Annotated in this window: 20 protein-coding genes; 11 read left to right on the forward strand and 9 right to left on the reverse strand. The window is 35.7% G+C overall.

Features of this window, described 5'->3' with window-relative positions:
• Positions 1 to 101: 101 nt before the first annotated feature.
• Complete coding sequence (locus tag CJF12_RS18150; RefSeq protein ID WP_034683823.1) at positions 102 to 1,814, forward strand: T9SS type A sorting domain-containing protein; 1,713 nt, start codon at positions 102 to 104, stop codon at positions 1,812 to 1,814.
• A 77-nt stretch (positions 1,815 to 1,891) separates the two neighbouring features.
• Here the strand turns inward: CJF12_RS18150 and lnt are convergent, their stop codons facing one another.
• The 5 genes from lnt to CJF12_RS18175 form a co-directional block, all read right to left on the reverse strand.
• Positions 1,892 to 3,532: an apolipoprotein N-acyltransferase gene (lnt, locus tag CJF12_RS18155; protein WP_034683826.1), complete on the reverse strand. Its 1,641-nt coding sequence runs from the start codon at positions 3,530 to 3,532 to the stop codon at positions 1,892 to 1,894.
• A 93-nt stretch (positions 3,533 to 3,625) separates the two neighbouring features.
• Complete coding sequence (proC, locus tag CJF12_RS18160) at positions 3,626 to 4,429, reverse strand: pyrroline-5-carboxylate reductase (protein ID WP_034683828.1); 804 nt, start codon at positions 4,427 to 4,429, stop codon at positions 3,626 to 3,628.
• 125 nt (positions 4,430 to 4,554) lie between these two features.
• Positions 4,555 to 5,568, reverse strand: a complete 1,014-nt coding sequence (gene murB, locus CJF12_RS18165; RefSeq protein WP_034683829.1) for a UDP-N-acetylmuramate dehydrogenase — start codon at positions 5,566 to 5,568, stop codon at positions 4,555 to 4,557.
• Between the two features lie 4 nt (positions 5,569 to 5,572).
• Positions 5,573 to 6,055: a hypothetical protein gene (locus tag CJF12_RS18170; protein ID WP_034683830.1), complete on the reverse strand. Its 483-nt coding sequence runs from the start codon at positions 6,053 to 6,055 to the stop codon at positions 5,573 to 5,575.
• Between the two features lie 14 nt (positions 6,056 to 6,069).
• Entirely contained in the window at positions 6,070 to 7,275 is a 1,206-nt protein-coding gene (locus tag CJF12_RS18175) for a pyridoxal phosphate-dependent aminotransferase (RefSeq protein WP_034683832.1), read from the reverse strand.
• Between the two features lie 273 nt (positions 7,276 to 7,548).
• On the opposite strand from CJF12_RS18175, the gene CJF12_RS18180 reads away from it, so the two are divergent.
• From CJF12_RS18180 to CJF12_RS18205, 6 genes are all read left to right on the forward strand, one after another.
• On the forward strand, positions 7,549 to 9,336 hold the full coding sequence (locus tag CJF12_RS18180; RefSeq protein ID WP_084675629.1) for a T9SS type A sorting domain-containing protein: 1,788 nt from the start codon (positions 7,549 to 7,551) through the stop codon (positions 9,334 to 9,336).
• Positions 9,337 to 9,456: 120 nt separating this feature from the next.
• Positions 9,457 to 9,912 (forward strand): DUF1801 domain-containing protein, encoded by a 456-nt coding sequence (locus CJF12_RS18185; protein WP_034683836.1) that lies wholly within the window; start codon positions 9,457 to 9,459, stop codon positions 9,910 to 9,912.
• Positions 9,890 to 10,537: a YiiX/YebB-like N1pC/P60 family cysteine hydrolase gene (locus CJF12_RS18190; protein ID WP_084675630.1), complete on the forward strand. Its 648-nt coding sequence runs from the start codon at positions 9,890 to 9,892 to the stop codon at positions 10,535 to 10,537. The genes CJF12_RS18185 and CJF12_RS18190 overlap by 23 nt, the downstream gene beginning before the upstream one ends.
• 157 nt (positions 10,538 to 10,694) lie before the next feature.
• The gene (locus tag CJF12_RS18195; RefSeq protein WP_034683837.1) at positions 10,695 to 11,006 is read left to right on the forward strand and encodes an NIL domain-containing protein; all 312 of its coding nucleotides are present in this window, start codon (positions 10,695 to 10,697) and stop codon (positions 11,004 to 11,006) included.
• A gap of 114 nt (positions 11,007 to 11,120) precedes the next feature.
• Complete coding sequence (locus CJF12_RS18200) at positions 11,121 to 11,675, forward strand: LemA family protein (RefSeq protein ID WP_034683838.1); 555 nt, start codon at positions 11,121 to 11,123, stop codon at positions 11,673 to 11,675.
• Positions 11,676 to 11,678: 3 nt separating this feature from the next.
• A complete protein-coding gene (locus CJF12_RS18205) occupies positions 11,679 to 13,607 on the forward strand; it encodes a DUF2207 domain-containing protein (protein ID WP_034683840.1) in 1,929 nt (642 codons plus the stop codon).
• Positions 13,608 to 13,679: 72 nt separating this feature from the next.
• Here the strand turns inward: CJF12_RS18205 and murA are convergent, their stop codons facing one another.
• Both murA and CJF12_RS18215 read right to left on the reverse strand, forming a co-directional pair.
• Positions 13,680 to 14,987 carry a UDP-N-acetylglucosamine 1-carboxyvinyltransferase gene (gene murA / locus CJF12_RS18210; protein WP_034683842.1) on the reverse strand — a complete coding sequence of 436 codons (1,308 nt, stop codon included), beginning with the start codon at positions 14,985 to 14,987 and terminating at the stop codon, positions 13,680 to 13,682.
• The gene (locus CJF12_RS18215; RefSeq protein ID WP_034683844.1) at positions 14,988 to 15,653 is read right to left on the reverse strand and encodes a DUF4290 domain-containing protein; all 666 of its coding nucleotides are present in this window, start codon (positions 15,651 to 15,653) and stop codon (positions 14,988 to 14,990) included. It lies immediately after the preceding gene.
• A 188-nt stretch (positions 15,654 to 15,841) separates the two neighbouring features.
• On the opposite strand from CJF12_RS18215, the gene CJF12_RS18220 reads away from it, so the two are divergent.
• Positions 15,842 to 17,275 carry an alpha-amylase gene (locus CJF12_RS18220; RefSeq protein WP_034683847.1) on the forward strand — a complete coding sequence of 478 codons (1,434 nt, stop codon included), beginning with the start codon at positions 15,842 to 15,844 and terminating at the stop codon, positions 17,273 to 17,275.
• Between the two features lie 245 nt (positions 17,276 to 17,520).
• Here the strand turns inward: CJF12_RS18220 and CJF12_RS18225 are convergent, their stop codons facing one another.
• Together CJF12_RS18225 and CJF12_RS18230 are read right to left on the reverse strand one after the other, a co-directional pair.
• Positions 17,521 to 17,934 carry a thiol-disulfide oxidoreductase DCC family protein gene (locus CJF12_RS18225; RefSeq protein WP_034683849.1) on the reverse strand — a complete coding sequence of 138 codons (414 nt, stop codon included), beginning with the start codon at positions 17,932 to 17,934 and terminating at the stop codon, positions 17,521 to 17,523.
• Between the two features lie 10 nt (positions 17,935 to 17,944).
• On the reverse strand, positions 17,945 to 18,406 hold the full coding sequence (locus tag CJF12_RS18230) for a heme-binding domain-containing protein (RefSeq protein ID WP_034683851.1): 462 nt from the start codon (positions 18,404 to 18,406) through the stop codon (positions 17,945 to 17,947).
• Positions 18,407 to 18,696: 290 nt separating this feature from the next.
• Here CJF12_RS18230 and katG point away from each other — a divergent pair, with 290 nt between their 5' ends.
• The 3 genes from katG (at position 18,697) to CJF12_RS18245 (ending at position 22,950) form a co-directional block, all read left to right on the forward strand.
• A complete protein-coding gene (katG, locus tag CJF12_RS18235; protein ID WP_034683854.1) occupies positions 18,697 to 20,976 on the forward strand; it encodes a catalase/peroxidase HPI in 2,280 nt (759 codons plus the stop codon).
• A gap of 232 nt (positions 20,977 to 21,208) precedes the next feature.
• Positions 21,209 to 21,397, forward strand: coding sequence for a hypothetical protein (locus CJF12_RS18240; RefSeq protein ID WP_034683856.1), 189 nt, complete (start codon positions 21,209 to 21,211; stop codon positions 21,395 to 21,397).
• 83 nt (positions 21,398 to 21,480) lie between these two features.
• The gene (locus tag CJF12_RS18245; RefSeq protein ID WP_034683859.1) at positions 21,481 to 22,950 is read left to right on the forward strand and encodes a S41 family peptidase; all 1,470 of its coding nucleotides are present in this window, start codon (positions 21,481 to 21,483) and stop codon (positions 22,948 to 22,950) included.
• Positions 22,951 to 22,984 lie beyond the last annotated feature (34 nt).

Raw genomic sequence — 22,984 nt, forward strand, 5'->3', positions numbered from 1 at the left:
GCCTGTGATAGAAGTAGAACTGATAAATTTCATGTAAAGATCGAAAGAAAAGGAAAATTAATCTTATATCTTTGTTTTTAATTAATCTAAATAAAAATAATATGAAGAAGATTTATGTTTTATTGTATATGATCCCTGTAAGTTTCGCAGCTCAGACTTTTTCCGAAGTACAGACCGATATTAGAAATTTTTATTATCCGGCTGGTGATACGGGAGATGTTAATAATGACGGATTTCAGGATATTGTAATCAATGGAGCTATAGATGCAGACGGAGATGGTAATGTAGATACAACTTTTAATGAGGTGTATAAAAATAATGGGACGACCTTTACTCCTTATGCTAATTTTGGAGCAGATGTTACTCATTTGGGGGATATTAAATTTATAGATTATAATAATGATGGTCTCGATGATATTATTTCTACAGGCCTGAGCTATATGGATATTGTTAATTATAAACATTATAGGTTTCGTAATACGGGTTCGGGGTTTATAAAAGAAGCCGATCTTCCTGGGAAAGTGTATGGCTCGATGGAGGTTTTCGATTTTAATCATGATGGACTGCAGGATTATGCAATCAATGGAACTCAATATGTTGATGGAGCAGGATTTGTTAATAAATTAGATTATTATCAAAATTCCGGTAATGGATTCCAGCAGTTTCAGGGCTGGATGGAGGGAGCCCAGAACAGCAGTTTTAAAATGGTTGATCTGAATAATGATCATCTTCTTGATATGATTATGCTCGGATATGATGTAAATAGTGTTCCTATGTTTAAAGTGTATTTAAATAATTCTGGTACCTTGATGCTGTCCCAAACGCTGCCGGCGCTTGCCAGTGGGAAGTTGGAGATTGCAGACTTTAATGCAGACGGTTATCAGGATGTTGTCGTGGCAGCCCAGGATGAGAACTATGCGGGGTATGTGGCAATACTAATGAATGACGGTACTGGTCATCTCAATATTCAGCAGCTTGCAGTTCCTGAAATTTCTGATCCTTCTCTTGCAACGGGAGATCTGAATAATGACGGCTATTATGATTTTATAGTGTCCGGGAATGACGAAAATAATGATGCTATTGTCAAAATATTTGTATATAATTCAAACAATCAAACATTTACAGAAAATATACCTACAGGTTTGTCTACTTTAGGAGGCCCGGGCTTTGTGCATTTACTTGACTATAACAATGATCATCATTTGGATGTTTTATTGTCCGGATTTGATTGGGCAGATTCGGGAATGCCTTCAGTGACTAAAATCTTCAGAAATGTTTCAACTGAAACCAATTTAAAGCCTGCGCCTCCTACAAACCTGAGTCTTACGAAAAACGGAAATCGATTTAATTTTTCATGGAGTGGAGCTAGTGATGATAAAACTCCTACAAGCGCACTGCGCTATGAAATAAAAGTGGGGACGACTTCAGGAGCCGGAGACATTGCCAAGTATGTAGTAACGACACCTTCATGGTTTTTAGAACTGGATCCATCTGTACAGAACGTTTATTGGTCAGTAAGATCAATTGATGCTTCAAGGGTATATTCTGATCCTTCTACGGCTCATACCTTAGGAGTTAAGGATGTAGTTGATCGAGAATTATTTACTATATATCCGAATCCTGCCTCAGATCGGGTGTTTATTAAAGGAGAAAAAGTAAGTGCAGTAGAAATGTACTCCATAGATGGTAAGAAGTTGAATGTGACACTAAATGCCGATCAATCTGTTGATATATCCGGACTTACTAAAGGCGGATATCTATTAAAAGTAAAAATAAAAGACCAATGGACCATTAAAAAACTCATCATTAAATAATTGAATGTTTTATCAATGAGAAAAGCCAGACGTCCAGCTGGCTTTTCTCTTTTTTTGTACCTTATTTTAAATGGGAATTATGCTTTTTTGCTCTGCATTTTAGCTTGAAATCTTTTGATTAAGAAATAGAAAAGCAAAAATCCTAATGCGAAAATTGAAAACCTGGATAGCAGATCTCCTGCTCTTGTATAAAAGCTTTGTTGATCATATAAGTTGACTTTTGCAAATAGTGTGGTCTGATCTCCATAAAAAGTATCTTCCAGAATCTCACCTTTGGCATTGATATGGGCTGAAATTCCACTGTTAGCAGCTCTGGCAATTTCTCTTCTCGTTTCTATAGCTCTTAATTTAGCATATGACAACAATTGCTTATGTCCTTCTGTAACACCCCACCATGAGTCATTTGTCATAATAGCCAGAAAATTAGCTCCTTTTTTAACATAGTCGGTTACGAATTCTCCATAAATACTTTCATAGCAGATGATAGGTGCCATTTGTCCTTTGTTGTAAGGATTTGAAAAAGCGACTCTTTCTTTATCTGTTCCTAATGATGCTACAGTTCCTCCTAAATTAAGCATAGCATCACCTAAAAGAGGCTTTAATACACTCATGTAAGGGAAAATTTCAACACCAGGAACCAATTTACCTTTGTGATAAACCTCTACTTTTTGATTAGGGATAACCTGGATGGCTGAATTATAATTGGAGACCCAAAGTCCTGGATTAAGCTGATAGGCTTCTTTAGGAAGATTAGTCTCACTGGTGAAAAACCGATGAGAAGAGATTCCTGTTGCAAAAACAGAACCAGGATGCTTGGAAAGAAAGCCTTTAATATTATTTAAAAGCAAGCTTTTTTCAAAAGCGGTCTCAGAGATAGAGCCTCTTCCGGGAATAGCTGTTTCAGGAGCAATATAATAATCAATTTTTCCTTTTGAATTTTTTTCAGCAAGATTTAACAGGTCATTTTCAATGGTTAAACTGTCTTTAGAGTATTTCTCAGCGTATGGATCAAGGTCAGGCTGAAGCATTAAAACATTAACTTGGCCGATAGGTTTTTCATCAAAGTTATTGTATTTCATTAATGAAATGATCATCGGCAGAATGATCAGAACAGCTATCAGGGATGTATTTCTGATCAAATCTTTTCTTTTTCGCCCTGCTTCCCAGGTTCTGACAGTATAAAAAATGAAAATATTAACCAATAGAATCCAGAAGCTTCCTCCTGTAGCCCCTAATGTGTCATACCATTGGATTAGTTTAGGATAATCTGCAAATACATTTCCAAGGTTTAACCATGGCCACGTAAGCTCCCAACTCATGTGGAATTTTTCGAATCCCATCCATATGGCTACAAGGAAAGCGAGTCCCCAATAGGTGCCTTGTGCATTTTTATACCAATGATAACATTGAAAAACCAGGGAGTATAAAAATGAATTGACCAATACAGGAAATACGACAGCCATTAAGGAATGGGTGCCATCCGGGTTTTTTGAGCCATATAGCCATCCGGTTGTCACAATGTTCCAGATAACAAAACATAGATAGGAAAGTCCGAAGACTACCCAGCTTTTTCTTTTGAAACTGGAAAACTTAGAAACACCATGCTCCATCATCAGTAGTGGAACAAGGGCAAAAAAGATAAAAAACGGAACCCCGTAGGTTGGCCATGATATGGACAACAGCATCGCTGAAATGAGCGTAAGTAAAACGTATTTCATTAAATTGATTTAACACACAAATTTAATGTTTTTGAAATGAATAAATTTGTACCTGATGTTAAAGAAATTTTATAAAATTAGTATTCTGGTCGTTTAGCCATTTAATTCTTTAGCACGCTGTTCAGCATTCAAAATGCCCTTCTTTAAGATTTCCTTTAAATGATTGGCTTCGAATGTTTTTAAAGCAGCTTCTGTTGTACCTCCCTTTGATGCAACATCTTTGATGAGATCTTCAAGATTTCTTTCTGAATTATTCATTAAATGGTAAGCTCCAAGCATGGTTTGCTTAACAAATAATTTAGATAGATTTTCATCAATTCCCATTTCAACCCCCGCCTTAATCATTGCATCGACAATGTAATAAAAATAGGCAGGCCCACTTCCGGAAAGTGCAGTAACCCCATCCAGTAACTCTTCATCTTCCAAATAAACAGATCTTCCAGTGCTGTTTAGTAGTCTTTCGATATTAATAAGTTGGCTGAAAGAAATCCCATCTGCAGATGTATAGCCTGTAATCCCCATTCCTAAAAGGGTGGGAGAGTTCGGCATTGCTCTTACAATAAGGGGGTGGTTTAAGAGCTTTTGTATTTTTTCAATTTTAATTCCCGCCATAATAGAAAGAACCATCTGATTTTTGTGTAGGGAAAATTGAATGTTTTCGACAACATTCTGAAAATCCTGTGGCTTTACAGCAATAATGATAAGATCGGTGTCCAGCTCTTTAACTTCATCAAAAGTTGAAATTTTAGAGTTTGGAAACTGTTCTGAAATAACAGGGATTTTAGATTGGTTTCGGGTAATTAAGTGTAAGTTTTCAGGCTTAATCAATTCATATTTCAAAAATGATTTTGAAAATGATAAACCCATATTTCCGGCTCCTAGAATAGCTATTTTCATCTTATGTTTTTGTTAATTTTTAACTAAAATAAGGTTTTTACTTTAAAATTGAAATGAAATTTGAGTGACAAAAAAAGCAACCTGAAAAATTGGCTGCTTTTTTATATTAAAAATGGATATCACTTTTATAAAATATTTACCTCTCTTTCGAGTTCTATTCCAAATTTTTCTTTTACAGAATTGATGATGGCTGTGGAAAAATCAAAAATTTCTTTTCCTGTAGCCCTTCCTGTAGCATTAATAATTACTAGAGATTGTAATTGATGAGAAGCTACATTTCCTATTTGTTTTCCTTTCCAACCGCATTGTTCGATCAGCCATCCTGCGGGAACTTTTACCATATTCCCATTGGGATAGCCCTGTATATCTGGAAACTGTGTTTTCAGAGTTTCAAACTGAAGTAAAGGGATGGTAGGGTTTTTAAAAAAGCTTCCGGCATTGCCAATCATCTTAGGATCTGGTAGTTTACTTTGCCTGATAGCAATAACGGCTTTTGAAACATCCTGTATAGTAGGATTTTCAATACCATTTTTTAATAGCTGGGTTTTAATAGCTCCGTATTCTGTTTTAATATGATGATCTTTTTTGGTGAGTTTAAAGGTAACTTCTAAAATCACATATTTTCCTTTTCCTTCTTGCTTAAAAATAGAATCCCGGTATCCAAATCTGCATTTTTTTAAATCAAAATCTTCAACGTTTAAGGTTTGAAGGTTGAGAACTTTGCAACTGACAAAGATATCTTTGATTTCAGTTCCGTAAGCGCCGATATTCTGCATAGGAGAGGTTCCTACATTTCCCGGAATTAAAGATAGGTTTTCTAATCCGCCATAGTTTTTCTCCAGACAAAACATAACCAGATTATGCCAGTTTTCTCCTGCTTTTGCTGTAATTAAAACACTGTTCTCATCTACGTTCTCTTCGTAAATTCCTCTTAAATTAAGTTGAACAGCTACTCCTTCAAAATCTTTGGTCAGCAATACATTGCTTCCGCCTCCTAAGAATAAAAGCGGTAAGGAATGAGAAGTGGAAAAATGGATGGCATTTTTCAATTCATCAATGGTTTGTACTTCTGTAAAATATCTTGCTTTGGCTTCGACCCCAAAGGTATTATAGGGTTTTAAAGAAAAATTTTCTTGCATGGGCTTATCGGTATTCTTTCGGCAGAATTTCCTGTATTCTGTTTTTGAGCTTTTGAAGCTGCTGATAGTGAATGGTATCATGGTAGGAATTCACATACACATGAGACTTTCTGGGTGTTCTGATCTGAAATGTTTCATCAATCCCGTCTACAGACTGAGCGCTTGGTGAGCTTTTGATCTTGTTTAATGTTTTAACGTCAATAGTGGAGGTTAATTGCTGCCAATTTTTACGGGTGATTTCGGAACCCCAGTATTGATGAGTTTTTTTGGCTGTCATGCCTTGCTCTAAAGAAATGGAGTCTTTAGTTATTTTTATAATCCTGTAATTTCCTAGGTTTCCTCCTATATTAGATACACTAATGAAGGTGATCTCATTGGAGTTTTTAATTACGGGAGCTTTTTCTTGTTTTTTATGACAGGAAAGAAATATCAGCAATAAAAAGGGTGAGAATATAGTTTTCAAACCAAAATTATTTATTGCTGACATCTTTACTTTATTTTTTATAGATTGAATTCCAATTTATATTGTTTAAGTGCATCCTTAAGAATTTCAGCACTTCTTCTTAAATCATCCTCTTTTAATACATAAGCGATTCTTACCTGTTTTTTACCTAATTCAGGATTGCTGTAGAATCCACCCGCAGGAGCTACCATAATCGTTTCATTATGATTGGAATACTTTTCTAAAAGCCATTGAGCAAATTTTTCAGTATCATCTACAGGAAGTTCTGCTACACAGTAGAATGCTCCTTTTGGTTTAGGACAGATCACTCCGGGAATAGCGTTAAGAAGATCTACCAGAATGTTTCTTCTGTGTGTATATTCTTCTCTTACTGCACGGATGTATGCTCCGTCATTCTGGTGAGCTGCTGTTGCTGCAATTTGTCCTAAAAGAACCGGACTTAGTCTTGCCTGGGCAAAAAGCATTGCTGCATCATGAATCTTTTTTGAACGGGTGATCAAACAACCAATTCTTACGCCACACATAGAGTAACGCTTGGATTCAGAATCGATGATAATACAGTTTTCACTCAATTCAGGAAAAGCAAGCATTGATATTTGTTGTTTTCCATCATATACATATTCTCTGTAAACTTCATCTGAAATAATAACGATGTCATATTTCAAAGCGATTTCTGCTAATTGCTGAAGTTCTTCACGAGTGTAAAGATATCCGGTTGGGTTTCCTGGATTACAGATAACAATAGCTCTTGTCCTTGCCGTTATTTTTTTCTCAAATTCTTCAATAGGAGGCAATGCAAAACCTGTTTCAATTGTTGAAGGAACTGCAACTACATTGACATTGAATGTGCTCGTGAATCCATTATAATTTGCGTAATAAGGCTCAGGAATAATAACTTCATCACCATCGTCGCATAAAGTTGAAATAGCAAAATTAAGCGCTTCAGAACCTCCATTCGTAACAATGAAATTATCAGGAGTAAGGTCATTAAAGCCTAAAGAGTGATAATAATCCGTAAGGGCTTTTCTGTACTCAATATTTCCTTCGGAAAGAGCATATTCCAATACTTTTAAATCAATATTTTTTAAAGCATTTAAAGCCGTTTCCGGAGTTTCAATATCCGGTTGTCCGATATTAAGGTGATATACTTTTATACCTTTTTGCTTTGCTTTTAAAGCAAAAGGAACCAGTTTTCTTACCGGTGATGGTGGCATATGTTGTGCCCTGTTTGAAATATTCGGCATTGTTTAAAAAATTTGTATGGCAAAAATAAGATTTAATTTTTCAATATTAAAATATTAGAGAATACTATCCGTAAAGATTTGCTTTTATAAGACATTATGTTCCGAAAAGGTTTTATTGATCCCGGTTTTTTTAATAAATCATTATTTATTCTAATTTTTTAAATGTGTATTGCTGATTGTTTGTGTTATGAGCTTGAAATATTGCAAATTGTTTAAATAAATCTGTTTTGTGTTGATTTTTTTATAAATTTACGATACTAATGTTAAATAACTATGAAAATAAATCGATTCTTTGGAGCATTGAGTGTTTGTGCTTTCTTTTCCGCGTCAGATATGATGGCGCAAAATTTTCAAACGATGCCGGTTCAGTCAGGCTATACGGCGGATGTTGTTGCTAATGGAGTTGGCTCAGCCATGTCTTCTACAACAATAGATGTGGATGGAGTTTCTTTTGCATTTGTTGCAAGGGATTTTCAGCTCACTTCTTCGAGTACGCCTATTAACTATGGAATTCCTGTCAATGGGGTGATCAATTCTGTAGTGGCAAGTACACCAGGATTGAGCTATCAACTGGGGGACTTGAGTGGTAATAATTCTTTAAGGCTTGCCACGATCGGAAGTTCGGGAACATTAACTTTTACGACACCGAAAGCCGCTTTTAAGTTATATATGCTTTCCACCAGTGGAAGCGGTACATCCAGCGTAAGTGCTACAGTAACTTTTGCTGATAATACAACACAGGTGTTTTCAGGGATAAGCCTTTCCGATTGGTATAATGGAGCAAACTATGCGATACAGGGAATCGGAAGGATCAACAGAACGAATAATGTCTTAGAGTCCAGTACCACTAATCCTAGGCTGTATCAATCTACACTGAACATCGATGCAGCTAACCAGACAAAACCTATACAAAGCATTACGATAGCCAAAAGTGCAGGATCTGGAATATCCAATATTTTTGCCATATCTGCTGATGCTTTTACAGACTGCTCCGCTCCGACATTGCAGCCTGTTGGTACCCTTTCTTCAAACTCTGCACAGGTTTCCTGGACTATTCCGCCAACGACAACAGCAGCAAGTTATGATGTATATTACAGCACAACCAATACCGCGCCTACAGGAACGACAACACCTAATATGACCGGAATTACCGGAACATCAACTACGATAGGAAGTTTGTCTTCATCGACAACTTATTATTATTGGGTGAGAACCAATTGTAGTACAGCAACAAGTCAGAGTGGGTGGTCTCTTGCCGGATCTTTTACTACGTTATGCGGAACCATAGTTCCTCCATATACCAATGCTTTTAGCCCTTTCCCGGGAAATTGCTGGGCCAATAACATTTCGGGAGGGACACCTACAACCGGACCAACCGGAACCAATTCCTTGTGGACTGAAGATGGATTTTTAAATGTTACGGGTACGGGTGCTGCAAGAATTAATCTTTATTTGAGTAATCGTACAGGTTGGCTAAAAACGGTTCCGTTTGATCTTTCAGCAGGTGGATATAAAGTGAAATTTGATTATGGGGTGACAACCTATTCCGGAACAGCTTCTTCGCCAATGGGTTCAGATGATGTAGTTCACTTTTTGGTATCTAACGATGGGGGAAGCACCTGGTCAGTATTACAGACATGGGATGTTAACAATGCTCCTACCAATAGTTCAACGGTATATTCGTATGATTTAACCAGTAATACGAGTTCAAATACGGTATTTGCATTTTATGGCACTGATGGAGCGGTAAGCGACGGACCGGATTATAACTTCTATGTAGATAATTTTACGGTGGAACCTGTTCAGCTAAGTACTTCTGAAGTGAAGAGCAATAAAAAAGTGATTAATATTCACCCGAATCCATTCAAAGATATCATATATATTTCGGGGACGAAAGATGTGAAATCCGTAACAATTACAGATGTTTCAGGAAGGCTTTTAAAAACTATTGACCAGCCGGCTAAGGAAATCAATTTAAGTGATTTAAATTCGGGGTTATATTTGATTACCATCCAGTTTAAAGATGGTTCAAAAAATACAGTAAAAGCTATTAAGCAGTAGATTTACTGAAATATAAATAAAAAGACAGCTGGAAATTTTCAGCTGTCTTTTTATTTTCAATTGGTTTGAAAAGGTATTGATAAATTTTGTTAATTTGAAAACTCAAGCAAATACATTAAGATGCAAATTTCCGCAACTTCTATAGAAGACTATATTTCGAAAATTCCTGAAGAAAGAAAAGAAGCGTTCAAAAGATTATTTGATATCATTAATGATAGTCTGCCCAGTGGGTTTAAGGATAATATCAGTTATGGTATGATAGGATGGGCAATTCCACTTGAAACTTACCCGGCAGGATATCATTGTGCCCCCGGCTCACCATTACCATTTATAAATTTGGCGTCACAAAAGAACTTTATAGCTTTATACCATATGGGAATTTATGCTAAACCAGAGCTTCTTGAATGGTTTGTTTCTGAATATCCGAAGCATTCTACAAAAAAACTGGATTTGGGGAAATCATGTGTTCGTTTCAAGAAGATGGACGGTATTCCATTTGAATTAATTGCTGAAGTGTGTAAAAAAATGACTGTTGAAGACTGGATTGAATGCTATGAAACAAATTTTAAAAAATAATCTGACACTAACTATTGTCAGCGTTCTTTTATTTTTCATCACCGGATGCAAAAGCCGGGAAAGTAGAGGGCTTCAAAATGGTGATTTCCTTTTTGTCACCGCAAAGGAAACAGGGCTCTCTGGAGCTATTAATAATGTGACACAGAAGCAGAAAACAGCTTCCTTTGATCATATTGGAATTGTTGAAATAAAAAATCAGCAATTCTACGTTCTGCATGCTGCACCAAAAGGAGGTTCTCAAAAGCAGTCTCTAAATGAATTTATTAAGGAACATACTGCAGAAAAGCAAAGTATTGTGGTGTACAGGCTGAAAGCACCATTTCAAAATACAATTCCTACTGCTATTGAGAAAGCGGAATCGATGTTGGGAAAGCCATACAATTTTAATTATATTCTGGATGAAAATTCTTACTACTGCTCTGATTTTATTGAGAGGGCATTTCGGAATGATCATATCTTCACATTGGAGCCTATGACGTTTATTGATCCGAAAACAGGGAAAACCAATATGTTCTGGGAAGAGTTTTATAAAAAGAAAAACCTGAAAGTTCCCGAAGGAGAGCTTGGTTGTAATCCTAACGGACTAGCTGGTTCGGATAAATTACAAAGAATAAAAGAACTGTAAATAGTAAAGAGAAACGAATGTTTCTCTTTTTTTATGTTAAAATTTAAATTATTAGTCCACTAATTTGGTAGACTAATAATTTTTTATATTTTTGTCAAAGATTTAACACAATAAGAAAATGTAAAGTCAAAATAGTCTAACCAAAAATTGCTTACCAATGATTACACCTAATCCAACATTGCAGGTTTTACCTAATAAGCTGAATCTGCAGAAAAAAGAATTGATACTGGAAATAGAATTAAATGGCAAAATGAAATTTGAATATTTATTAAATGCCATCTACAGTCAGTTTGGAATTTGTCACAGGGTGTTATCTGCCAATGTTGAATACATTGAAGGGCGAAGTTTTGGTTCGGTTCAGTTATATATTAATGCCAGTTCAGATGATTTTCGGGAGCTTGAACTTTATCTGAATAAAAATAAACTTTTGAATACGACGGTAGAGTATATCTGCAGGAAGTATTCTTAGGGGAGATTCATATAGTTTTAATTACGAAAGTGTTCAGTTTACTGAACGCTTTTTTTATTTTTTTAATAGTATCTGAAAAAATAGTACTTTTAAACTCAATAAAAACAAATAATTATGATCGCAATTCTTATTGTCATTGCTTTAATCGTTCTATTTCTTCTGTATGGAGTTTCTATTTATAACCGTCTGGTAAAACTCAGAAATTTGGTTCAGGAAGGTTGGAGCAGTATTGATGTTATGCTTAAAAAACGTCATGATCTTATTCCTAATCTTGTGGAAACTGTAAAAGGATATGCAACCCATGAACGTGAAACATTAGATAGTGTGACAAGGGCAAGAAGCCAGGCGGTAGGAGCTAATTCTGTGGAAGCAAAAGAGGCTGCGGAAAAGAATCTGAATCAAGCGATGATGAATCTTTTTGCAGTAGCTGAGCAGTATCCTGATCTTAAAGCTAATACCAACTTTCAGCAGCTACAGTCAGAGCTGACTTCCGTAGAGAATGATATTGAAAAATCAAGAAGATATTATAATGGAACGGTTCGTGAGAATAATACATTGGTGGAATCTTTTCCAAGTAATATCATTGCGAATATGTATAAATTTGAAAAATCGCCATTCTTTGAATTACAGAATATTGCAGAGAGAGAAGTTCCAACTGTAAAGTTTTAAAGAATGAAAAAGTTTTTGCTGCTTTTGAGCTTTCTGCTTTTTGCGGTTGGCTTTGCTCAGGAAGAACCCAGGAGTATAGATCAGACAGCAATTGCTGAAGGTGCTGAAAGAATACTTTCTTTTCATTCCGATATTGATGTCGATAAAAATTCAAACCTTACCATTACCGAGCAGATTAAAGTTCATAGTCTGGGTGATAATATCAAGAGGGGAATTTATCGTGCATTACCGCTATCCAGAAATTTAAATCATAAGACACAGAAGGTAAAATATACCATTCTTTCTATTAAAAAAAATGGGGTAGAAGAAGATTACCATGATCAGATAGAAGATGGATTTCTTAAAATATTTGTAGGTAATAAAGATGTTATACTGGACCCCGGAGATTATGAATATGAGGTAAAATATACAGCAGAAAACCAAATAGGATTTTTTGATAAGTATGATGAATTGTATTGGAATGTAAACGGGACCTATTGGGATTTTGACATCGATTCAATCTCTGCAAAAATTAATCTTCCGGATGGAGCCGGCATCATCCAGAATTCATGTTATACGGGAGCTTATGGAAGCGGCTCTCAAAGCTGTACTGCTACTATTTTATCGGATCATTCTATTGAATGGAAGGCCTCCGGACTTAAATCCAATGAGGGGCTTACAGTGGCTGTAGGTTTCAAAAAAGGAATTATGATACCTCCTCCGCCACCTACTGCTTTGGAAAAATATGGTATTTTGGTCGGTGGATTTATAGTGTTTTTAGGATTGTTGTACTATTATTACTCAACCTGGAAGAAATACGGAATCGACCCAGAAAAACCAATAGTTTTTCCCCAGTTTAATGTTCCTGAAAACCTTTCTCCCGCATCTTTAGGCTATTTGAAAAGTGAGAGTTTTAAAAATAAGTACTTAACAGCAGCTATTGTTAATCTGGCTGTAAAAGGATATGTTCAGATTATTGAGAAAGAAGATTCCGGTCTTTTGGGGTTGTTCAGTTCAAAAAAGTTTGCAATCAAGAAAATCAAAGAAGCAGATGCTTCATTGCCGAAAGAAGAAATTAATTTAATGAACACTTTATTTTCAAATGGTCAAAATGAAGTGCAATTTGATGGGAAATACGATTCGAAAATTGAAAGAGTAGTTACCAATTTTAGAGAAACCCTGAAATTTCAGCATGACCGGTTTTTAAATGAAGGGAATAACAGTTCAAAACTAATATTGCCAACCGTCACTGTTACCATTGTTTATGCTTTGGGATTATTTTTAAGTTATACCATATATCCTGAGGCGGAAAAAGTGGTTATTGGAATAGCGGTATACGTCATCCTTTTTATAACATTTGTTTTAATTATATTTTTATTTAAAAGCCTATCGTGGAAATTTCTCATTCCAATTCCCTTTTTAATATTTTTTGGAATAGGAGGGTTAATAAGCAACGGTCATGAAGTAGTTGAGAATAATAATTTTAATATCTGCTACATCTTTATTGCCCTGGCGTTTACTTCTTTAATGATTTATCAGTATTTGATTAAAAGACCTTCGGAGGAAAAGTTAAGAATCAAATCCCTTATTGAGGGATTTAAGATGTATATGGGTGCGGCTGAAAATGAGCAGCTCAAATTCCATAATCCTCCTCAGATGACCCCTCAGGTTTTTGAAGCATTGCTTCCTTTTGCGATGGTACTGGGAGTAGATGAGATATGGGGTAAGAAATTTGATGATCTGTTGAAAAAGATGGCAGATGGATCACAGTATGCCCAAACATGGTATATTGGAAATTCTATCAATCATTATAGTTTTGGAAATACATTAAATTCTAGTCTTACCAAATCTATCCAATCAGCGTCTACACAGCCTTCCAGTTCCGGTAGCGGATCAGGAGGTGGAGGCTTCTCCGGTGGAGGCGGAGGCGGAGGTGGTAGAGGTGGCTGGTAAGCTGAGATATCTATCCAATAAAAAAGCGTTCAAATTTTTTGAACGCTTTTTCTATATATAAATTGAAATATATTAAATTCTTTCAATATCGGCACCGATAGCTTTTAGTCTTCCGTCGATATTTTCATATCCTCTGTCGATCTGTTCAATATTATGAATGATAGATTTCCCTTCTGCAGAAAGCGCAGCAATAAGAAGTGCATTACCAGCTCTGATATCCGGGGATACCATAGTTGTCCCACGAAGAGGAGCTTCCTGGTTAAGTCCGATCACGGTAGCTCTGTGCGGATCACATAAGATGATCTGAGCTCCCATATCAATAAGCTTATCAACAAAGAATAATCTTGATTCGAACATTTTCTGATGAACCAGAATACTTCCTTTTGCTTGCGTAGCTACTACCAAAATAATAGATAATAAGTCAGGAGTAAAACCTGGCCACGGAGCATCGGAAATAGTAAGTATCGATCCGTCGATAAATTTCTGAATTTTATAATTTTCCTGAGCAGGAATATAAATGTCATCATTGCTTTGCTCAAGCTGGATTCCCAGTTTTCTGAAAGTATTTGGGATAACTCCTAATTGATTCCAGTTTACATTTTTTATGGTAAGTTCGGATTTGGTCATAGCAGCAAGACCAATCCATGAACCGATTTCAACCATATCCGGAAGCATTGTGTGTTCCGTTCCATGAAGGTGAGAAACTCCTTCAATGGTCAGTAAGTTAGAACCTATTCCTGAGATATTAGCTCCCATTCTGTTCAGCATTTTACATAATTGCTGTAGGTAAGGCTCACAAGCTGCATTATAAATTCTTGTTTTTCCTTTAGCTAAAGCTGCAGCCATTACAATATTAGCCGTACCGGTTACAGAAGCTTCTTCCAATAAAATGAATTTTCCGTTCAGTTCTTTAGCTTTTAAAGAATAAAAATATTCTTCTTCGTCATAATGAAATTCAGCCCCTAATTCTACCAATCCTTGGAAATGGGTGTCCAATCTTCTTCTTCCGATTTTGTCACCTCCGGGAGTTGGCATATAAGCTTCACCATATCTGGCCAACATAGGCCCCATAAGCATAATGGATCCACGTAATTTTGCGCCGTCTTTTTTGAATTCGTCTGACTTTACATAATCAAAATTGACATGATCCGCTTTAAAAGTATAGTCTCCCTGTCCGTTTTTCGTGATTTTTACGCCAAAATCGCCAAGTATTTCAATGAGTCTATTAACATCATGGATGTCAGGAATGTTTTTTATTCTTACTTCTTCATCAGTTAATAATACTGCACATAAAATTTGTAAAGCTTCATTTTTTGCCCCTTGTGGAGTAATTTCACCTTGCAGTCTTTTTCCTCCTCTTATTTGAAACGTTCCACTCATTTACTTTCTATTTTTATGATTGTTGTTATTGTTATGCCTTCTTTTGTTGGTTTGGTTTTTATTATTGCTGTTTCTGTTGTTGTTACTGTTGTTATTATTGCTTCGGTTGTTGGTAGTGTAATAGATTTTACTTTTTTCAAGAGAATCTATTCCTGTTAAATCCAATCTGTTTTCCGATAGCTCCTTCAAATGACGGAAAATAACGTCATCAGTAACATGTTCCTTATTATAAACATTGTAAGATTTCTTCATGTTATTGGCAATTACTTCAATAAGGGCTTCTTTTTCGTCCCCTGGTTCCAGTTCTATTGCTTTTTCTATTAATTGAAGAATACTTTTTCCGTAAAATTTAAAATCGCCCTGAAGTTTTGGATATTCCATTCTTTTGGGTTTTTCTTCAAGCTGCTCTTTTGTAGGAAAAGGATAAGGAGAATCTACATCCAAATCATGATTGGCTAAAATATATAGATGGTCCCAAAGTTTATGTTTATAATTCTCTTCATCACGAAGTTGTGGGTTTCTTTGTCCCATAAAATCAATGATTGCCATTGCCATTTCATTTCTTTCCTCTTTAGAAGAAAGCTCTTTGCAACGCTCAACCAACTGTTGTATAATTCTGCCATATTCCGGCATATTAAGCTGGGTTTTTTGGGTGTTATATTCCATAATATGCAAATATATGGATTAAAAGAAAAAATTATTAAAAATCTTAAAAGTTTATGATTTTTTAATGAAAAATTAGGATCGTGATTTTAATGATATTTTTGTCGATATGTAAAATTATTTAGATGGATTGTAATTTATTTCAATAAAATTGTAATTTAGTTATAAGATTAATAATTAAAATTACAACTATGAAAAAAACACATTTATTCTTTTCATTGATAACTTTAGGAATAATACAGTCTTGTCAGACGACTGATGAATCGATTGATAAGAATCCACAACAATTGGAGGTACATTCTAAAATTGTTAATGTAACCCAACATGATGGGAGGCCTTTCAGTACGAGAAGTGGTTCGCTTAATGGGAAGTTTGTTGCAGGACCTGGTGGAAGCGTTCTTATGCAAGGATTTTACTGGGATGTCCCGGATGGCGGTAACTGGTGGAATACGGTGAAAGATAAATTAACGGGTTGGTCAAATGCAGGTATTGGAGCTGTTTGGCTTCCTCCGGCTTCTAAGGCTCAGAACGGAGCCTACTCAATGGGGTATGATCCTACAGATTATTATGATTTCGGAAATTTTAATCAAAATGGAAGTGTAGAAACCCGCTTCGGTTCAAGAGCCGAGCTGGAGGCTCTGATCACTAAAGCTCATGCTGAAAATATGCAAGTGTATGCTGATATTGTGATTAATCATAATAGCGGTGGACAATCAGAGGCTAACCCTTATACAGGAACGAATACCTGGACTAATTTTTCGGGGATTGCTTCCGGGAAGTTTACCAGAAATTATAATGATTTTTATAAGAACGCTTACGGTAACAATGATGAAGGATCGTTTGGAGGCTTTCCGGATTTATGCCATGCTAATCCTTATGTACAGGATTGGTTGTGGGGACGAGATGACTCTGTTGGTAAATATTACAAAAATGTGATGAAGTTCGACGGGTGGAGATTTGATTATGTAAAAGGTTTTGGTGCCTGGGTGGTGAACAACTGGAATTCTAAAGTGGGCGGATTTTCTGTAGGAGAATTGTGGGATTCTAACGTCAATACACTGGAATCGTGGGCTAATAATGCGAATAGTTCCATATTTGATTTTGCTGCCTATTATAAAATGGACGAGGCTTTTGATAACGGTAATCTTAATGTTTTGAATGATGATATGATGTGGAAAAGGAATCCATACAAAGCAGTTACTTTTGTAGCCAATCATGATACAGATATCATTTATAATAAAATGCCTGCTTATGCTTATATCCTGACTCATGAAGGATATCCAACCATATTTTATAGAGATTATGAGGAATGGCTGAATAAGGAAAAATTAAATAACCTGATCTGGATCCATAATAATAAGGCTACAGGAACCACTTCCATTCTCTATACGGATAATGATGAATATATTGCCAGACGAAACGGGTATAATGGTAATCCGGGATTAGTGGTATATATCAATACTTCTTCAAGTTGGCAGGAAAGATGGGTAGATACCAACTGGAGCAGTAAACAGATCAAAGATTTTACAGGAGCATCAACCTGGTATCCTACAACACAGGCAGATAAAAGAGTAAAAATTCAATGTCCACCGAATAGTTATTCTGTGTGGTCACTGAATCAATAGTGCTTTAAAAGGCGGAATCGCCGAAGAGCTGAATGGCGAAATCGCGGATTTGTGAAATCGTAAAACCGTAGATGTGCAAAGTTGTTTTATATTATGCACAAACTTTGTCATTCAGAACAAAGCGTAACGAAGTGAAGGAATCTCAGCAATTCTGAACGGAAAATAAATATTTATTAATCAATGACAAGTATTATGGAAATTAATCATAGTGTTTGTCATTTGTATTTTAGTAAATGAAATAAAGTCTAAACTTCTATAAATTTTCTTTTCTGATTCTGATCGGGAAGAAAACATTTTTGGGAAGCTAATTTCATTCTGTTTCTTGAGATGAGATCATATACTTTATCACTCAAAGCAAGGGGAATGATTTTTCCTGCAGCAATAAGTTTATAGATACCACCTAACAGATTAGCAATTTGAAGAACGGCACGAGATTTTACTAAATAGTATTGATTAGGTTTCCACAGATACATGGTATTGAAAACCGTTGTCTCCAATCCTCTTTCGGATAAGAACTTTTGACCAAAATCAGATTGCAGAGAAGCGAACAAAAATTTGTTTTTTGTATCACGCTCCAGAATCCATTGTACCCAGAAGTTACAGACTCCACATTCTCCATCAAAGAAGACAATATATTTATCCTGCCAATTTTCCTGCATGATTTCTTAATTAAAATACCATTGATCTTTCGGTTTCTTCTTTTACTTTCTTAAAATACTTAATCAACTCTCCTCTTTGTTCGGGAGTTAATTTAGCATCCTGATGACCTAAAATATAAGATTCCAGAGGCATTTCCTCTTTTTTGACCATTTCTATACATTCCTGCAATTTGTGTGCCTGTCTTTCAGGTTCATACATTGCAAAGGTAGAAAAATTAAGCTTTTTTCTACCTTCATCGATGTGTTTTTTTAAAAACCATGAAGAAGGTGCTATACTTGAATACCATGGATATTTCGTCTCATTAGAATGACAGTCATAACATGAAGTGTTGATGATCTTGGCAACTTCAGGTGGTGTTTTCTTTATCTTTAAAAAATCCATACCGGGATTTACAGGTGGATTCGTCTTGTCAATTGGGAAAAACTGAATGATAATAAAAGCGACTAAAAGAACGATCAATACTTTTTTCATACCCTTGAATTTTTGTTATTTACACTGCTAAATGTAGTCATTTTTTTTATTATAGTAAAAGCTGGAATTATTCTAAATAGTGCATTTTTTTTGAGTTTTCATTACAAATTACAGGTAATTTTATTAACTTATTGCATTAAATAAGACTTAAAAAGATAGATTTAGTTATAGTTTTTAGCTATTATATAAATAAAATCAATAGATCGTGTTTATTGAAAAGGTTATTGTAAGTTTGTCTTGTTCATACCAATTATAAACGATATTAATTAATATAAAAAATTTAAACAAAAATGGAAAAGGATTCAAATGACATCAGTAAATGTCCGTTTCATAATGGATCAATGAAACAAAATGTAGCTGGTGGTGGAACTCAAAATCAGCAATGGTGGCCCAATCAGTTAAGAGTTGATATTTTACGTCAGCATTCATCTTTATCAGATCCTATGGATCAGGATTTTGATTATGCTGAAGCGTTTAAAAAGTTAGACCTTGAAGCAGTAAAGAGAGACCTTCATGCATTAATGACGGATTCCCAGGATTGGTGGCCGGCAGATTTTGGGCATTATGGTCCTTTATTTATTCGTATGGCTTGGCACAGTGCAGGTACTTATCGTGTAGGAGATGGTAGAGGAGGTGCAGGTGCAGGACAGCAGCGTTTTGCTCCGTTAAACAGCTGGCCGGATAATGTGAGTCTTGATAAAGCCAGAAGATTATTGTGGCCGATCAAACAAAAATATGGTAAAAATATTTCATGGGCGGATCTTTTAATTCTTACAGGAAATATTGCATTAGAATCTATGGGCTTCAAAACTTTTGGATATGCCGGTGGGCGTGAAGATGTATGGGAGCCGGATATGGATGTATATTGGGGTTCTGAAATCACTTGGTTAGGAGGAGACCTTCGTTATGCACACGGTTCAGAAGGAGTTGTAGATAAAACCGGAGGTGTTTTGGTTACTGATGATGATGCAGATAGTGCTGTCCATTCCCGTAATTTAGAGAAGCCTCTGGCAGCAGTACAGATGGGGCTTATTTATGTAAATCCTGAAGGTCCGGATGGTAATCCTGATCCTATTCTTGCTGCCAAAGATATCCGTGACACTTTCGGACGTATGGCAATGAATGATGAGGAGACAGTAGCATTGATTGCAGGAGGGCATAGTTTTGGAAAAACACATGGTGCCGGACCGGCTGACCACGTAGGTAAAGAACCGGAAGCAGCAGGAATTGAAGAACAAGGCTTAGGATGGAACAGTAGTTACAAAAGCGGTAGTGGAGCTGATGCAATTAGTAGCGGACTGGAAGTAACATGGACTAAAACTCCAACACAATGGAGTAATAATTTTTTTGAAAACCTTTTCGAACATGAATGGGAACTTACAAAAAGTCCGGCTGGTGCACATCAGTGGGTCGCTAAAGATGCTGAAAATAGTATTCCTGATGCATTTGATCCAGGGAAAAAACATAGACCAACTATGCTTACAACCGATCTTTCTCTAAGATTTGATCCGGTATATGAAAAAATATCCAGACACTTTTATGAAAATCCGGATGCCTTGGCAGATGCTTTCTCCCGTGCGTGGTTTAAACTTACGCATAGAGATATGGGACCTCGTGCCCGTTACCTGGGACCCGATGTTCCTGCTGAAGAATTGATTTGGCAAGACCCTATTCCTGAAGTGAATCATCCGCTGATTGATAGTAATGATATCGAATTGTTGAAAACAAAAATATTGAGCTCGGGATTAAGTACAGCTGAATTGGTAGCAACAGCTTGGGCTTCAGCTTCTACTTTCAGAGGAAGTGATAAGCGAGGTGGAGCGAATGGAGCAAGAGTTCGTCTGGCACCACAAAAAGACTGGGAGGTTAATAATCCGGTTCAATTACAAAAGGTACTGAGTGTGCTAGAGAATATTCAAAAAGAATTTAATGGAGAACAAGCTTCAGGTAAGAAGGTTTCATTAGCAGACCTGATTGTACTGGCAGGAACAGCGGCTGTTGAAAAAGCTGCGAAAGATGGTGGTCATGATATTGCAGTTTCCTTTACGCCGGGTCGTATGGATGCTTCGCAAGAACAGACAGACGTAGAATCTATGGGATATCTGGAGCCTGCGGCAGATGGTTTCCGTAACTACCTGAAGAGAAAATATTCAGTGCCAACAGAATCGTTATTAATAGATAAAGCACAATTACTAACCCTTACAGCTCCTGAATTAACAGTGCTGATAGGAGGAATGCGCGCTTTAGATGCCAATTTTGATGGTTCTAAAAACGGAGTGTTTACACAGAGACCGGGAGCTCTTACGAATGACTTCTTTGTGAATCTTCTGGATATGGGGACTCAGTGGAAAGCGATGTCTGAAGACAAAGAACTTTATTTGGGAACAGACCGTTCTACCAGCCAGCCAAAATGGACGGCTACCCGTGCGGATCTAGTATTTGGATCAAATTCAGAATTGAGGGCAATAGCTGAGGTATATGCTAGTTCGGATGGACAGGCTAAATTTATAAAAGATTTTGCAGCAGCCTGGACTAAAGTTATGAACTTGGACCGATTTGATATAGCCTAACTTTGTAGATTAAATATATGATATCAAGCCATCCTGATAAAGGGTGGCTTTTTTACTGTGCCCAATATTCTACATGACAATAATTTAATTATAACTAGCTTCTGATCGTGAATTATGTGATAAAAAATATCGTAAACATAGGCTTTTTCAGCCAGATGATATTTATCATTTTTGGATCTATGGTATATAATTTGTTTCTTAGTTTTTATTTGTTCTAATTTAAAATAAAATTATGTTTAAACTTATTATTTCACTTTCAGTGGTTGCCGTTTTAACGAGTTGTGCAACACCAATGCCTGCGGTAAAAAATGATATTAGCAGAAATGTTGATAATCTCCATACTAAACAAGATAAACCATTTGATTATTATAATAGTGCTCCAGGTCACCCAATGAGCACTACCCCACAAAAGAACCCATAAAAAAAACGGCGGAAGTTTTTGTTAAATCTTATTTGTGAAGTCATGAAAATCATGATTCATTTTTTAATTCAATTTATAATATTATGATCAAAAAGATATTTGTTTTCTCATTACTATCTTTGTTTACTCCTCTTTTTAGCCAATATTCAATTTCTGAAATAAGCAAAGATTCCTATCTTAAAGATTTTGATGTTGCTGCTGCTATTCTTTTGAATCAACATCCTAATCCTTATAGATTTCATAGCAAAGAAACTGTTACAAAGAAGTTGGATTCTCTTCGAAAGGCACTCGAAAAAGACCCCAGTTACATTAATTTTTATATTAATAGCCCCGGTAGGGTACTAGGCGATGGACATACTTCTTTTAGTACTGACGCCAATTATTATGAAGATTATCTCAATTCTACTTATTTTTTTCCTTTGATGACTTATGTTAATAATGGAAATGTCTATATAAATGGAGATAATAAATACAATATTGAAATAGGGAGTAAGCTTTTGGAAGTTAATAATAAAAGTATTGCTGATATTTTAAAGCAAATTCCGGCATCGGCTGATGGAAATATTAAAGTAGAGGACGTGGATGTATCTCAGTACATTTCATTTCTTAATAGAAATAAAGACAATACTTTTACGATAAAGTATCAGACCCTTAATGGAGAGCAGAAAAAAGCTAACCTGGAAGGGATTAAATTTACAGGATTTAACTACGAATCCAAACATGCTGTTTTACCGATTGATGCAACTTCTGAAATCTATGGGATTTTTGGGTATGAACTCAATCCTGATACATTTTATTTGTCTGTAAAATCATTCTCGTATGATGAAAGTTTTTTTTATGAGAAGCTGAAGAAATATTTTCAGCAAATTAAAAATAAAAAATATAAAAATCTTGTTGTAGATATCCGTAACAACTCTGGTGGTTCAGTTACCAATATTCCGCTTTTGTATTCGTTTATGTCAAAAGAAAAGATTTTCACAAACTCTTATAAATACGGGAGTAAAGTTATTGATATCAATTACAGTGATTACTTAATAGATCCGCAGACGGACCGATATTATTCAGAGAAAGATATCAGGGATTCCAATAATTTCATGAGACAACGGTTTGATAAATCTGAAAAAGGAGATTACTATTTTGGAAATAACAGGTTGGATGATACCTACATCAAAAACTATCCGAGAGATGGGCTGTTTTTCGATGGTAGGGTTGTTCTTCTTACTAATAATCGTACGTTTTCAGCAGCTACTTATTTTGCTTCCCTGTTTAAAAAAGAAAAAAGAGGAGATATTGTAGGAAAGGAAACGGGTTCTTGTAGTAATTTTACAACGGCAGCCTGGTTTCTTACTTATAAGCTGCCAAATACTAAAACGACTATTTCTATTCCACGTACAGAAATCTTTTTTAATAATAATGAAAATGATAACATTCCCAATTGTACGGGGGTGATTCCGGATCATAAGATCGATGATAATTTCTTTTTAAATGCTTTAAAAGAGAAAATAGATCCGGAGTTACAATATTCGGTTGAATTACTTTCTCGTACATCATAAATAAAGTAGGCGTTTGTTACTTTGATAAAATTAA

Source organism: Chryseobacterium piperi (assembly GCF_002285635.2).
Classification (GTDB): Bacteria; Bacteroidota; Bacteroidia; order Flavobacteriales; family Weeksellaceae; genus Chryseobacterium; species Chryseobacterium piperi.

Coding starts and splice junctions, on each gene's coding strand:
- CJF12_RS18150 (WP_034683823.1), top strand. CDS start 102: ATGAAGAAGATTTATGTTTTATTGTATATGATCCCTGTAAGTTTCGCA.
- lnt (WP_034683826.1), bottom strand. CDS start 3,532: ATGAAATACGTTTTACTTACGCTCATTTCAGCGATGCTGTTGTCCATA.
- proC (WP_034683828.1), bottom strand. CDS start 4,429: ATGAAAATAGCTATTCTAGGAGCCGGAAATATGGGTTTATCATTTTCA.
- murB (WP_034683829.1), bottom strand. CDS start 5,568: ATGCAAGAAAATTTTTCTTTAAAACCCTATAATACCTTTGGGGTCGAA.
- CJF12_RS18170 (WP_034683830.1), bottom strand. CDS start 6,055: ATGTCAGCAATAAATAATTTTGGTTTGAAAACTATATTCTCACCCTTT.
- CJF12_RS18175 (WP_034683832.1), bottom strand. CDS start 7,275: ATGCCGAATATTTCAAACAGGGCACAACATATGCCACCATCACCGGTA.
- CJF12_RS18180 (WP_084675629.1), top strand. CDS start 7,549: ATGAAAATAAATCGATTCTTTGGAGCATTGAGTGTTTGTGCTTTCTTT.
- CJF12_RS18185 (WP_034683836.1), top strand. CDS start 9,457: ATGCAAATTTCCGCAACTTCTATAGAAGACTATATTTCGAAAATTCCT.
- CJF12_RS18190 (WP_084675630.1), top strand. CDS start 9,890: ATGAAACAAATTTTAAAAAATAATCTGACACTAACTATTGTCAGCGTT.
- CJF12_RS18195 (WP_034683837.1), top strand. CDS start 10,695: ATGATTACACCTAATCCAACATTGCAGGTTTTACCTAATAAGCTGAAT.
- CJF12_RS18200 (WP_034683838.1), top strand. CDS start 11,121: ATGATCGCAATTCTTATTGTCATTGCTTTAATCGTTCTATTTCTTCTG.
- CJF12_RS18205 (WP_034683840.1), top strand. CDS start 11,679: ATGAAAAAGTTTTTGCTGCTTTTGAGCTTTCTGCTTTTTGCGGTTGGC.
- murA (WP_034683842.1), bottom strand. CDS start 14,987: ATGAGTGGAACGTTTCAAATAAGAGGAGGAAAAAGACTGCAAGGTGAA.
- CJF12_RS18215 (WP_034683844.1), bottom strand. CDS start 15,653: ATGGAATATAACACCCAAAAAACCCAGCTTAATATGCCGGAATATGGC.
- CJF12_RS18220 (WP_034683847.1), top strand. CDS start 15,842: ATGAAAAAAACACATTTATTCTTTTCATTGATAACTTTAGGAATAATA.
- CJF12_RS18225 (WP_034683849.1), bottom strand. CDS start 17,934: ATGCAGGAAAATTGGCAGGATAAATATATTGTCTTCTTTGATGGAGAA.
- CJF12_RS18230 (WP_034683851.1), bottom strand. CDS start 18,406: ATGAAAAAAGTATTGATCGTTCTTTTAGTCGCTTTTATTATCATTCAG.
- katG (WP_034683854.1), top strand. CDS start 18,697: ATGGAAAAGGATTCAAATGACATCAGTAAATGTCCGTTTCATAATGGA.
- CJF12_RS18240 (WP_034683856.1), top strand. CDS start 21,209: ATGTTTAAACTTATTATTTCACTTTCAGTGGTTGCCGTTTTAACGAGT.
- CJF12_RS18245 (WP_034683859.1), top strand. CDS start 21,481: ATGATCAAAAAGATATTTGTTTTCTCATTACTATCTTTGTTTACTCCT.